This window comes from Halobacillus sp. Marseille-Q1614 (genome assembly GCF_902809865.1).
Classification (GTDB): domain Bacteria; phylum Bacillota; class Bacilli; order Bacillales; family Halobacillaceae; genus Halobacillus_A.
The window spans coordinates 2,634,891-2,648,125 of sequence record NZ_CADDWH010000001.1; the positions used below are offsets into that span (position 1 = coordinate 2,634,891).

A 13,235-nucleotide genomic window follows, 5' to 3' on the forward strand; every position below is an offset into this window, starting at 1 on the left:
TCTGTTTTGAAAGTTTCTTTTTTATTGATCTCTATTCTAAGGCAGCTCGTTTCCTGCTGATCGATAGAGCTCATACCATTCTTCTCTTGTCAGCTCAATTTCAGAAGCTTTGGCAATATCTTTTAAACGCTGCGGGTTCATTGTTCCAACTACAGGCTGGATATTCGCCGGATGACGCAAGATCCACGCCGTCGCAATCGCCGTATCCGTTACGCCTTTTTTCTCTGCGATCTCCTGAAGCTTTGCATTCACTTCCGGAAATTCTTTATTCCCGATAAACGGTCCTTCGATCATTCCGTGCTGGAACGGAGACCATGCCTGGATTGTAATATCGTTCAAGCGGCAGTATTCCAGCACATTGCTGTCACGAACAACAGCTGGGTCATTCATCATATTCACGTTAAATCCAGCGTCAATCATAGGCGTATGTACGAGGCTCAACTGCAGCTGGTTGACGATTAAGTCTTCTTTCCAATATTTTTTCAGCAGTTCCATTTGCATAGGATTCTGGTTACTCACCCCGAAATATCTGACCTTGCCGCTTTCTTTTAACGTGGTAAAAGCTTCCGCTACTTCTTGAGGATCCATCAATGCATCCGGGCGATGCAGCAGCAGGCTGTCAATATAGTCTGTTTTTAATCGGCGCAGACTGCCTTCAACTGATTCTAAGATATGGGCTTTAGAAAAATCAAAGAACCCGTCTCGAATGCCGCACTTCGTCTGCAGCGTCATTTTTTCCCTGACATCATCATTCATTTCGATCGCCTCAGCGAACACTTCTTCGGACTTACCTTTGCCGTAAATATCGGCATGATCGAATAAATCCACTCCGGCATCCATTGCATTTTCAATAACGTACGCGGCATCTTTTTTATCGAGTTCACTGATCCGCATACAGCCTAAAGAAATCTCGCCGACTTCTAATTCACTGCGACCTAGCTTGATCTTTTTCAAATAAAGCACCTCTTTCCTTTTGTTATCCCTATCCTAACACATGGATGTGGAAACCCCTTCCTATTTGCATGAGTAAACCTGTGCTTTCATACATATGAAAAGATATTGTTTCATAAAGGATGGGAGCTATGAAGAAAGTTATCAAAATAGGTGCCATTTACCCGCTGAGCGGTTCGCTCTCCCCCATTGGCGAAGATATTCAGAAAGCGATGCTGTTAGCAAAGGACATCGCAAATCACCCATCTAAACTTCCTACAAATATAAAGGATGCTTTAGGAAGATTTGCCTCACAAAAATATAAAATACAGTTAGTGTTCGGAGATTCACAGGGTGACCCAGCCATAGGTGTTCAAGAGGCGAAACGGCTGATCGATGAGCAAGGAGTTTCTGCTCTTATTGGTGCTTATCAGAGTAGTGTAACGGACGCCACCTCGCTTTTATCAGAAACGAAAGACATACCTTATGTGAACCCTGAATCCTCCGCTCCCACGTTAACCCAGCGAGGACTTCAATGGTTTTTTCGCACCGGAGCGGATGATGTACTCTACACAGAGCTGATGTTTGAACTGATCAGATTTTTAGAATTTCAGGGGCAACAGCTTGCCCGCTTCGGTATTCTCTCGGAAAGTTCCGAATTCGGGCTGGAAGCTTCCGCTGTTGAGATTGCCGCCATCGGGGAGTTCGGTGGAAACGTGACCGCGTTTGAAATATACAGCCCCACTTCTTCCTTGGAAGAGGCGATTGAACGAATCCGCCGTCAGAACCCTCAAGTCGTGCTGGGCCAGCAATTTTTAAGCGACGCCATAACGGTGGTGAATACTTTAAAGGCGCTTGACTGGTTTCCTGATGGGCTCGTCGTTCAAAATGCGGGCTATGTTGTTCCTGAGTTTCTCGAATCACTTGGCAAGGATGGCAACTATATTATCAGCCGGGCATCCTGGGCGTTAGGACTTGGACGGGAGAAGCCATTAGTAACAGAAATCAACCGGCTTTTTAAAAAGCGCTATGGAGAAAATATGAATGAGACCAATGCCCGCAGTTTTACAGGGTTGATGGTTCTAATCGATGCCATTAACCGGGCGGGAAGCAAAAGTCCTTTTAAAATTAGAAAGGCTTTAAGACGCACTAATATTCCAGGCAGCGAGCTGATCATGCCGTGGAAAGGTGTACGGTTTAATGATGAAGGGCAGAATATTCTGGCTGACGGCCTGCTGGTTCAAATATTAAAGCAGAAATACCGCATCATCTGGCCTCTTGATTTAAAAGAGAAAACCGTTGTCTGGCCGGCTCCATCATGGGAGGATAGGAAGAAAACATAAAAAAACCAGGGCTGTTTAGGCCCTGGTTGTTGAAAATTAAATATGAACTTTGACGTCTCCTTCTTCACGAAGTTGTTTCACAAGCTTCTGTACAGCTTCAGCTTCTTTTTGGCTTTTCAATTGCTGTTCAAGACCTGGTTTGGCTTCTTCATAAGAAGGAATTTCACCTTCTCCTCCCGCTTTTTCTTGCTGGGACTTCATTTGATCATACATTTTTTTCATCTCTTCTTCTGAAGGTGTTGTATCACCTGCTTCTTTAGCAACGAGCTGATCAACTTTCACTTGCATTTCGATCTGGGACATGACTTCTTTTTCCTCCATGCCCTGTTCTTTTAAAGCAGATAGGAATTCATCTTTAGATTCCATTTGATTTTGTTTGGCTAAATCTTCCAAAGTCTTGTTCGTCTTTTCTTCGGTTGCCTCATATCCTTGTTTTTCCGCTTCCTGGACAAGGAGTTCCTGTCCTACTAAACTTTCTGCAACTTGTTTTTTAATTTGATCCTGATCAACCTCTTGTCCGGACATTTGGGACTGCATAGCCATTTGCTGGAATTGAGGCTCATAAGTTTCAGTAAACTCTTTTTTATTAATTTCTTCACCATTTACTTCAGCTACCACATCAGGAATACCTTCTAAGTCAGGTTCAGGCATTTTCTGCTGCTCTCCTTCTTGAGCAGATTCTTCCTGTTTCGCTTCTTCTCCTTCTTTATTACCTTCGGATGATTTACTATCACTATTACATGCAGCCAGCAGCGCTACAAAGGCTACAAGCAGCAAACTTAAGAACCATTTTTTATTCAATGAAATTCTCCTTCCCCTTCAGTTAGTAGTTGCATTGTATCATCACATGTCCCTCAATAAAACACCAGCATAATAGGCAAGCCAGTATTTACAAGCTTTTGTAAAAGTCCTATCCCCTGTCCTGTAAGGCTTTAAGCAAGATAATCGTTTTTTATTTAACAAATGTAGAAAATTTGTGTAAAAAGTCCATCAGAGTACATTTCTCGCCATTTCAACAAATTTCTAATCTAATAGACTTTCATCGTAATCAGCGCGACGATGACTCCAAGAAAACCCAGCAGCAGGCTGTAGGGAAGGTTTTTCCATACAATTCTATAAGGATTCATTCTCAGGGCAACAGACGTCAGCGTAACGATCAGTCCATAGGGAGCCGATGGAACGGTGGCGATCGCGCTCGTTGATAGCAAAATCGTTAATGTTACGGTCGGCAGCGCACCCATGAGCAGCTCGCTGATACCGCCAAAGATCCCCATCGTTGCTAGAGGGTGTACGCCAAGTAGAGTCATCCCAAGAAAAGCCGCCTGGATAAACAGCATAATCAATAAAGGCTGACCTTCCAGAGCAACAATCGGATCCTGGAGCACTTTTAAATAAGGAGACACGTTCAGTGATTCTGTTAGAAAAGATAACGCCACTAACAGTACAATAAAATTACTCAAATGATTCGTCTGCTTTTTCCACGTCGGCCACCCAAGCTTAAGGAAGCTCTTTTGGCGTTTCATGGCCACTGCCCATATGAAAGCAAACGGGAAAATCGCAATCGTAACTGCAAATAGGAACTCAAACTGAATAACATTTACGAAAAAAACGACGACAACTAAAAACAAAATTAGAGCGAGTAAAAATCCAGCCAGTTTCTTCTTGTTTTCTTTTAAACTTTTCGCATTGCTCTCCGGTACTTCCACTTCATATTTATGAAAAAGCCACTTGCTCATTCCTGCGTCTATAACGAAAGCAAAAATACCAATAAGCAGCATCCACGGCAGCACCGCTAAGTAGTTGGCTCCCGTAATGAAAATAGAAGTGGCAAGCAGGATCTCAAGCGGGCTCCAAAGCAGCGCCATCGAGTAGCCGCGAAGCGTAGCCATCGCTATAAAGCTGTTTCTCACTTGTGTTTTCAATGTTTTTAACTGGTTTAAAAGCAAGTCCTGAGAAATGGTTGCCGATGAAAGATTTAAGAATGCGGCAAGCGAAACCATTGTCGCTTCACTTCGTACATATAATGGACCCAGCGGCTTCGTACCGCTGCCTCCCAGTAATGACTGCAGCAGCTGATTATAGCGTCCGGCTTTTACCACACTATTCATCCAAGGAAGCATAGAAATCAAAAATAAAAGCCCAATGTTCCCAGCAAAAAATGCCGGAATTTTGGCAGCTGACACACCACTTGAAATAAAGAAAAAAGTACCCGCTGTTAAGAGAATGCCTCCCAGAATTTTAAACACACGGTCTGCCCATGGAAAGTTAATGATAACCATCACGATGCCCAAGACTCCAATCACCGTATACAGGACGGTGTCCGGCCTAAAGACGTGAATCACATTCAGTAAGAAAACAAACGAGTAAAATATGTAAAGATGCCGATGAATACGCACGATAATCCTCCTATTCCATAGGCGAACGGAAGATCCGTAAAGGTTCGTCTATTTATTTCTTCGTTATCTGTAAGCGAATGTAAGATGAACTAATCTTATCGATAAACCATTTCATTTTCAAGAAACGTGCAGGATGGACACCGATAAATGCGTCTCAAGGCCTTCCTCCTGCGTGTCGCCATGATTCTGGTGACAATTGGAAAACCCCCATCTATACTATGTTTATAAACGTCTTCACTAAAAGGAGGAGCCGGTAGATAAATGAAGATCATACTCGACGTTGACCGTCAGCATGAAGAAACGACGGTAACGATCCATTGCAACGAAATGAACCATTCTATCCAGAAGATCCTCGAGTTCCTAAATAGAAAAGAAACCGAGCTAATTGTTGGAAAAAGCGGAGAGAAACAGCATCTGATCAAGCCGGAGAACATTCACTACTTCCGCACAGAAGGAGATACGGTCACAGCCGCCACCACAGAAGGGACTTTTAAAATAAAAGAAAAGCTGTATGAGCTCGAACAGTCTCTCCCCTCCCATAGATTCATACGAATATCAAAATCCGTTATCGCCAACCTCTATGAGATGAGTCATTTCGAACCATCATTTAACGGAACGCTCTGTGTCCACTTTAAATCAGGTGTGAAAGAGTATGCTTCCCGTCATTACGTTGGCAGGATTAAAGAAATATTAAGAATGAACAGGAGGGACACGAAATGAAGACATTTTTGTACAGAAGTGTACTCGGCATTTTCTTTGGGGCCTTCATCACTGTCCTTATAACAAGCGCCGTTATTTATTTTGGCGGGCAGCCCGTATTAGACGGGGAGCTTTTTATAAAAAACGCGTTCGGATACATTTTTTGCGGCTGGCTGTTTACTGTTACACCGCTATACTTTGAAATCCGTTCAATTGGCCTGGCTATGCAGACACTTCTGCACTTCCTTACAGTAACCATTCTTTACTTTATTTTAGGGCTAGGAATTGGCTGGATCCCATTTGATATACAAAACTTTCTGCTATATGCAGCCATATCGATTATTGTTTATACGATCGCCTGGATTGGATTTTACCTTTATTTTAAAAATGAATCGAGAAAATTAAATAAGGACCTTAAATGTATCGAATAGCAGCATATTAAAGGAGGATAAGAATGGAAAGTGTAATAACCGTCACCAATCTATCAAAAAATTTCGGCCGGACACAGGCTGTAAAGAACCTTTCTTTTACGGTAGACAGAGGAGAAATCTTCGGGATTATCGGACCAAATGGTGCAGGGAAAACGACTACGCTTGAAATGCTTGAAGGGATTACAACACCGAGCCAAGGAGATATTGACGTGCTTGGACTCGTGCCGAATAAACAGCTCAGGGAATTAAATAAACGAATCGGTGTACAATTTCAAGCAACCTCCATTCAAAAGAAGATGAAAGTAAAAGAAGCTCTCGATCTTTTTTCTTCTTTTTATAAACGAACAACTAAGAAGAAGTACTTAATCGAGCTGCTCGGATTAAACGAAAAGCTGAACGTAAGGTTTGAAGACTTATCCGGAGGATGGAAGCAGCGGGTCACACTCGCTTTAGCCACTCTGCACGAACCTGAAATTTTATTTCTCGATGAACCAAGCATGGGCCTTGATCCATCTGCGCGCCGGGAAATGTGGTCTCTTATTCAATTGTTAAGAGATCAAGGATGTACCATTGTTGTAACCACGCACTATATGGAAGAAGCCGAGCAGCTCTGCGACCGCGTCGCAATGATTTACAGCGGACAGTTAAAAGCGTTGGACACACCAAGCGAATTATTAAACGACAGTGCGTCCAGCTGCCTCGCTTTTGATAGTGACGATCTATCTTACAAATATTTAATCTCACTTCCTGGTGTAGAACGCGTCGAACAGAACCACAGCGAACTTAAAGTGTTTTGTGATAACCAGCAGACAACGGCCTACCACATTTTCAGTTATTGCCACGAACACAACATCACCCTGTCCAACTTCAAGTTCGAAAAAGGCTCCCTTGATGATTTATTTGTCCAGTATTTAGAAAAGGAGAAGATCGGATGAACGCCATTGTAAAACTCGCAAGCATCGAAACTAAAATGTTCTTCAGAGACCGCTTAAGCATGTTCTGGACGTTCCTGTTTCCTGTTGCAATGATTTGGCTGTTTGGTTCCATGTTCGTCGGAGAAACTATGAGTCAGCAGGCATTTGCCGAATATTTCGTCCCCTCCTGGATCGGCGTTAACATCGTGACCACCTCCTTCTTCACACTGGGGACCGTATTAACAGGTTACCGTGAAACCGGAGTTTTACGAAGATACCAGTCAACGCCCCTGCAGCCGTGGAAAATCCTAGCCGCCCATACGTTTCAAGGGACCGTCATTTTCGCGGTATCTGCCGTACTTCTCATGGTCTTTGGCATGCTGCTGTATGACCTGACACTGCCCGCGTATATCGGCAGCACCTTGCTCGGACTATTACTCAGCATCCTGGCCTTTTTCCCTTTTGCCTTGTTTCTGACTTCCTTAGCGAAAAACACACAATCTGCGGCTGCCATTAGCTCATTATTCCTGAATCTAATGCTGTTTTTATCAGGGGCGACGTTCCCGCTTGAGATGCTGCCAAACGTCCTTCAATACGCGGCAAAAATTCTTCCGCTCTACTATGTAATCCAGATTTTACGCGGTACGTGGACGGAAGCTCCGATTACTGAATATGGCTTGGAAGCTGGCGTACTGATAGGAATTGCGATTGTCTCTGTTGTGCTTGCTTCACGATTTTTTCGCTGGAGCGGGAAATAAAAAAACGCCCTTAAAGTACCGGGCGTTTATGCTTTATAAACCCATCCTTTGTAACTATCAACTGTTTGGATAAATATAACTTAGAACAAACGCTTAAAGCGCCCTGGTAGACACGAAACGCATAAGCAAAACGGCCGGAGGAAGGCGGCCTTCCCTTTTAGCAGGGCGGATGGCTTATGACGCGAGTGTCTGGGCGCTGGAGCTGGATGTCGCACTTTTAAACATATACATCCACAGCTTGAAATTTTATAATTTCCCAGACAATAAAAAAAGGGGAAATCATTCACTCTAGAATGATTTCCCTTTCGCAATCCCCGCCAAATCATAAAGACTTACAGCCGTCTTTCCTTTTGATGGGTTAATTGATTTCTGCGCTCATTTAAGAGCTCATCAATTGATTGCGATACCTTTACCACCTGGGGGTCTAAAGGATCTTCATTATACAGCCTATACATTCGCTGCCGCAGTTTCTCAATTCTTTTCTCTAAGTCTTTTGCGCAAATAGTTCCACCCCCAATGGTTAGGGTATACCCCGGGGAAAGAAACTATAGTGAAACAATTTCTTTACAATATATTACAATACCTACTTCTCCAATTTTCGCTTCTCATCAAGCAGCTGCTGAAACTCTTGTTCCAGTTCTTCAGAAGGTTCAATGCTCAGCCTGCTGAGCACTTCCGATATTTTTGTTTGAATTACGAGCCGCTGATCTTCCTCAGTATCCCGCTCTTTTTGTTTAGGTTTATTTTTATAGTGCTGATAGGTTCCTTCAAATACTTCGATTTCTTTATTGCGGATATCCAAAATTCGTGTAGCGAGATTGTCAATAAAACGCCGGTCGTGTGAAACAAAAATTAAGGTTCCTTCATATTCCTTCAGCAGTGATTCCAAGGCTTTGGCCGCTTCAATATCCAGAAAGTTCGTCGGTTCATCCAAGATTAGTGTATTAATATCACTAAGAAATAACTTCGCGAGAGCGACTTTAACCCGCTCACCTCCGCTTAGAACTCCTACACGTTTATACACATCATCCTGGTAGAAGTGGAGCCTGGCGAGTACGGTTCTTATCAGAGTTTCCTCCTGTTTGGAGGTCGAGCTGACATTTTCTAATATAGATTTACCAACGTCTACAATGGTTAAATCCTGGCTGAAGTAACCTATTTTCACCGACGGGGAAATGGATAGGCCCTCTTCTTCATTGAGGATTTTTTTCACAAGTGTAGATTTCCCGCTTCCATTTTGGCCGATGATTGCTAATTTATCGCCGCCGCGTATATTAAAGCACGTTTTGTCCCAAAGCAAACGGCCGCCAGCAGTTCCCGACACTTCTTCCGCCCTGAGAATGATCCGGTCCTTTACCGTGGTTTGATTAGGAAGATTCATTTTAATAGGCGGTGCTTCTTTCACTTTCTCCACCTTTTCGAGCTGCTCCAACCTTTTCTCTAGGGCTTTCCCCGTTTTCTGCAGCTTCTTTTGTTTTTTCGCAAAATACGGTTTGGCGCCGGTTATTTTCGCTTCTGATTTACTGACTTTCTTCGGCGTTTTGTCGGCTCTTTCTGCTTTTTGCTCTTTTAATCTCAGCGCCTCTTCCAGCTGCTTTTTCTTTGCTTCGTATTTTTCATAAGCCGCTTGCTGCTGACGGTTTTCTTTATTTTTCTGCTCAGCATAATCGCTGTAATTGCCCGTATATTCTTTAAGTTTCCCGTCACCGATCTCCCATACCTTTGTGCAGACATTATCAAGAAATGCCCGGTCGTGCGACACAATGACAAAAGCTCCCTTCCACTTAAGGAGTTTCTTTTCCAGCCATTCGATATGCTCGGTATCCAAATGAGTTGTCGGCTCATCGGCTAATAAAAGTTCAGGAGCCTTTATGAGAGCTTGATTAATGTAATCCTGGGTTACCTCTCCGCCGCTTTTAGCTGTATCGGATCGCTTAAGCTGCGGTAAAAGCTCAGCTTCTACGTGACGAGTCACGTAACCATTTTCAGGTGATAATTCTCCAGCCAGCACATGTAATAATGTCGTTTTACCGCTGCCGTTGTGTCCAACCAGGCCAATACGCTCATTCCTGTGAATGTGAAGCTGCTCGATATCCAGCAGCAGACGGTCTTTTACGTAATGTTTTAAGTGAAGTGCTTCTAATAAAATCATACCAACATCCCCCATTTTCGTTTTCCAGGGGACAAAAAATGCCCCCTATTCTCATTCAGAATAGGAGGCACAGATATAGGTGGACATCAAAAAAGAGACACGTCTCCCTTTTGGCGTTCAACTATAGAAATCCCAATCCTATTCTGAAAACGTTAAACTGAAGGCAGCAAAAATAAAGCAGAGCTCTGCTGTTACTTAAAACACCTTCATTTCATGTCTTCGTAAAATAGGATTAGTACTTCATCTAGTTGGGTCACCCTTTTTCGCTCTTTTATTTATCGTTACTTTACCTGATCTGTGAAAAAGTGTCAACTGCAAACGGTGGAGCGGCTTTTCAATATTAAAATTTCACTTGAACTTTCTTTTGTTCACCACTCGGAATATTCACCCACAGCATTTTAGTCTCTTCGTCAAAAAAATAGGTTTCTTCTTTGGTTTTCAATTCATCTAAGCTGCTCACTGCTTTATACTTTCGACTAGCTGCGTGAACCTTTTTAGGTACTGACTTCTCTTCCAGCCGAACGTAATAAGAAGGACTCTCTGACTCCGCACGCTTATTATGGATTTCCACTTTATTTTTATTTTTGTCAACGATATCAACATTCGAGTTGTGGTCTTCCACTGGAGAAAGCTGAACATTATCCAAAGTCAATGAACCGCCCGCTTGACCACTCACCATGTTTCCAACTTTAAGGACATCACCTTTAGAGACATTAATATTGGAGATAGTGATTTTAGACATGTCATTTGCTTCTGAAATATCAGCTGTACGAGTGTCTTCCCCATTTTTCACATATAGCACAGCTTCATCAACGCTGCTATTTCTCTTCACATCGGCAGTCAGCGTATAGGCCCCTGGTTTTGGAACGACATACTGCCAAACGTCAGAGGAAAAATCCTGGCCGCCAGCAATTTCTAGAGACCCATCCTTAATAGATGTATCCACCATATTACTTCTGCTCCAGTGCTCAAAACCATGATTAAAATTACCATTGCTCAACAACCCAGAGCTCTTGTCTGTTGAATCCTCTAACTTCAGGGAATCTAAATCAAAATCGCCGGAAGTGAAGTCTACTCTTATAAGGTTTGTACCTTCTTGAAGCTTCAACTCTGTTCCTTTTTCTTTCCATTTCTTATTCGTTGCTTTTAGGGCCACCTTTTGAGCATCTGTCATATCTCCGCTCTTTTCTTCTCTTACATTAACAGTGGCTTCACTATCTGTTTCGGCTGAATAATTTAAGTTTACGTTATAGGTTCCTGCTTTTGGAACGCTGACGGCATAAGTAACACTTTCTTCTGATTCATTAAAATCACTAAGATATCCAAACCCGGCATGCCCTTCATTTTCGTTCGAAAACTCTACACCATACGTGTAAGAGGCTGTTTCAGCTTCAAAAACTTTATCCTCCTGTGATGGGACAACCTTCAAAAATACACTATCATGCGGAGCGAGTGTTACAGAATAGTCGGACTGGATTCCGAGGTCCTCATGTGTCCATACATCACGTACATGACCTTCTGTTATCCCCAACTCTTCCTTAAAATTAAAATCAAATGTTTGCTGTTTATCTTGGCGGTTAAATAAACCTACGGCCCATGAACCATCAGGAAGCTGTCCTACCCAGCGCTGGCTGTCCCGGCTGTCATTGGATTCGCCATAATGCTCTGCACTATTGTAGATAGGTTTACCAGCCAGACCCATTTTATTAAACTCAATGAGCTCGGTGTTTTGATAGTACTTATAATTATCTTTGATGGTGTCATATTGATCTGCGATAGCGATTGGAGAGCCCGCTAAAGTATAGAGAGACAGGGTTGTTTTCTTCTCATTTTCTGCATGATCTCCTTCAAATGTATTTAACTTTAAGAAGTCCCCGTCAAGAATCATGCTGGATCTTCCGCTTATATCAGAAAATCCTGTAAACCCTTGGAATGAGTTGGCCCACTGAGACCAGCCTTCCTGCCATTCCTGTCTTCTTTCACTAATGTGATTCCAGCCGCCTCCAAAGGCATCTTCATTGATTCGAATCATATCCCCATATTTTCTTTCAAGTTCACCATGTTCGTAAAGATGAGGCATCACTAAACTTAAGAACACATTATTTTCTTCAGCAGCTTCAGACATCCACTTCAAATGAGTCTCATAGTTCTCGCGGCCATGAGGTTCTCCTACTTTACCAAGATTCGGGTCCATTCCATCTTCATACCATGAAATAAAGTCGACACGTAAAAAGTCCGCTCCCTGCTCCTTAAAAAAGTCGATATACCCTTTCACATATTTCTCGGCATCTGGATGCTCAACATCCACCCAGTAAAGAGCGCGTTCATTGCCCTGCCCGCCATTAAAGCGGTCACCGTCTGTCGGGTCATCTGGATCTCCCTGATCAATCAGTTCTGCCACATAAGTAGGACCATCAGGATTATCTTCAGTACCTTTCACAATATATTTGTCCGGATTTTTTACAACTTCAGGGCTGACCCAAAGAGGATTGTAATAGATCCCAAAATCCATTCCTTTTTCTTTAATATAGTCGCCCCAGAATTCCCAAGTGTGCCCCTCTGGATACTTTTCTGAAGGATACTGGAATTCTTCTTCACTTTCATCCTCTTCAGGCTTTTCCCCTGTCTTATATAATTGCACATTATCTAACTGAAACGAGCTGTGCTCTCCTGCAGCATCTATATTAAATTCTATAGTCAACTGCCCATTCGTTACATTAGCCTGTAATTCAAAAAGTCCATAACGTGGTTCGCCATATTCATTGGCTAGTCCATCATTGAGCTCTACTGCTTGTTCAGGTGCCGAATCTCCTTCAGAGGTATCTGTGTAGCCCGTTAATTTCATGTTCGCTGAACTTGTACCATTTAGGTAATTGTCGACATCATTTGGAAACTTAACACGGGCTTCTACGGTGTAATTGCCATCTTCCAGCCCCTCTACCGTTTGAGAAACTTTTGCTGTATGCGGTTTTGGATCATAGACGTAAAACTTTAATCCTTCATAAGAATCATTGGCATCCACTCCTGTGGAGGCCTCTGTTTCTATGTCCCATCCTTCTGCACTACCAAGCTCAAAATCTCCATTAATCAATAAACCCTCTGAACCTTCTTCCTCGCTGCCATCCATGTTTAATGGTCTTTCCATCCAGTTGTCGTTATGACTGACAACATAACCGTTTTTGTTTAATAAGGTAGCCCCTTCAATCCATCCATCAGTAGATATCATGTCATACCCGTAGGGCTTAAAATTTTCCGCCATCCAATCGATATTTTCTTTATATCTATCTTCAGGCATATATGTATTTTTGTCATGCTGATGCTCATAGGTTGAGAAATACATGGGACCTGATCCCTGCCTTGTAAATTGACTGTCTTGGGCAGAAACAGCTGGTGTAAGAACGGACGATAAAGCAAAAGTAGAAAGGACACAGAACACTCCTTGTTTACTAACTAAACCCTTTTTACGCTTTCGTGAACGTTTAATCATTTGATTTCTCCTTTTTTTATTTTTTTAAACTTTAAAGGACGGTTGACTAAAACTCCCTCCCATAGACTTCGACGTAGAGTAAACGTTTACTCATTAATTGTAATTATAAGCGCTTACATTTCGAT

The 13,235-nt window shown here is 42.7% G+C and carries 11 protein-coding genes; 5 read left to right on the forward strand and 6 right to left on the reverse strand.

Features of this window, described 5'->3' with window-relative positions; all coding sequences use genetic code 11:
- Positions 1 to 36: 36 nt before the first annotated feature.
- Positions 37 to 954, reverse strand: coding sequence for an aldo/keto reductase family oxidoreductase (locus tag HUS26_RS13165; RefSeq protein WP_173917592.1), 918 nt, complete (start codon positions 952 to 954; stop codon positions 37 to 39).
- A 128-nt stretch (positions 955 to 1,082) separates the two neighbouring features.
- Between HUS26_RS13165 and HUS26_RS13170 the strand changes: the two genes are divergently transcribed.
- Positions 1,083 to 2,273: an ABC transporter substrate-binding protein gene (locus HUS26_RS13170; protein ID WP_173917593.1), complete on the forward strand. Its 1,191-nt coding sequence runs from the start codon at positions 1,083 to 1,085 to the stop codon at positions 2,271 to 2,273.
- Positions 2,274 to 2,309: 36 nt separating this feature from the next.
- On the opposite strand, the gene HUS26_RS13175 is transcribed toward HUS26_RS13170, so the two are convergent.
- Both HUS26_RS13175 and HUS26_RS13180 read right to left on the reverse strand, forming a co-directional pair.
- Entirely contained in the window at positions 2,310 to 3,074 is a 765-nt protein-coding gene (locus tag HUS26_RS13175) for a SurA N-terminal domain-containing protein (protein ID WP_173917594.1), read from the reverse strand.
- 227 nt (positions 3,075 to 3,301) lie between these two features.
- Positions 3,302 to 4,669 (reverse strand): hypothetical protein, encoded by a 1,368-nt coding sequence (locus tag HUS26_RS13180; protein ID WP_173917595.1) that lies wholly within the window; start codon positions 4,667 to 4,669, stop codon positions 3,302 to 3,304.
- Positions 4,670 to 4,930: 261 nt separating this feature from the next.
- On the opposite strand from HUS26_RS13180, the gene HUS26_RS13185 reads away from it, so the two are divergent.
- From HUS26_RS13185 to HUS26_RS13200, 4 genes are read left to right on the forward strand one after another with little or no spacing between them, the layout of a single operon-like run.
- Positions 4,931 to 5,389 (forward strand): LytTR family DNA-binding domain-containing protein, encoded by a 459-nt coding sequence (locus HUS26_RS13185; protein ID WP_173917596.1) that lies wholly within the window; start codon positions 4,931 to 4,933, stop codon positions 5,387 to 5,389.
- On the forward strand, positions 5,386 to 5,799 hold the full coding sequence (locus HUS26_RS13190) for a DUF3021 domain-containing protein (protein WP_173917597.1): 414 nt from the start codon (positions 5,386 to 5,388) through the stop codon (positions 5,797 to 5,799). Before HUS26_RS13185 ends, HUS26_RS13190 begins: the two co-directional genes overlap by 4 nt.
- A 23-nt stretch (positions 5,800 to 5,822) precedes the next feature.
- Positions 5,823 to 6,734: an ABC transporter ATP-binding protein gene (locus HUS26_RS13195; RefSeq protein WP_173917598.1), complete on the forward strand. Its 912-nt coding sequence runs from the start codon at positions 5,823 to 5,825 to the stop codon at positions 6,732 to 6,734.
- Positions 6,731 to 7,471, forward strand: coding sequence for an ABC transporter permease (locus HUS26_RS13200; protein WP_173917599.1), 741 nt, complete (start codon positions 6,731 to 6,733; stop codon positions 7,469 to 7,471). The genes HUS26_RS13195 and HUS26_RS13200 overlap by 4 nt, the downstream gene beginning before the upstream one ends.
- Positions 7,472 to 7,803: 332 nt before the next feature.
- Here the strand turns inward: HUS26_RS13200 and HUS26_RS13205 are convergent, their stop codons facing one another.
- The 3 genes from HUS26_RS13205 to HUS26_RS13215 all read right to left on the reverse strand — a co-directional run bounded on the left by HUS26_RS13205 (position 7,804) and on the right by HUS26_RS13215 (position 13,110).
- Positions 7,804 to 7,989 (reverse strand): Spo0E family sporulation regulatory protein-aspartic acid phosphatase, encoded by a 186-nt coding sequence (locus HUS26_RS13205; RefSeq protein ID WP_371809634.1) that lies wholly within the window; start codon positions 7,987 to 7,989, stop codon positions 7,804 to 7,806.
- Positions 7,990 to 8,054: 65 nt separating this feature from the next.
- Positions 8,055 to 9,623 carry a Vga family ABC-F type ribosomal protection protein gene (locus HUS26_RS13210; RefSeq protein ID WP_173917600.1) on the reverse strand — a complete coding sequence of 523 codons (1,569 nt, stop codon included), beginning with the start codon at positions 9,621 to 9,623 and terminating at the stop codon, positions 8,055 to 8,057.
- 340 nt (positions 9,624 to 9,963) lie between these two features.
- A complete protein-coding gene (locus HUS26_RS13215) occupies positions 9,964 to 13,110 on the reverse strand; it encodes a CBM35 domain-containing protein (RefSeq protein WP_173917601.1) in 3,147 nt (1,048 codons plus the stop codon).
- Between the last annotated feature and the right edge of the window lie 125 nt (positions 13,111 to 13,235).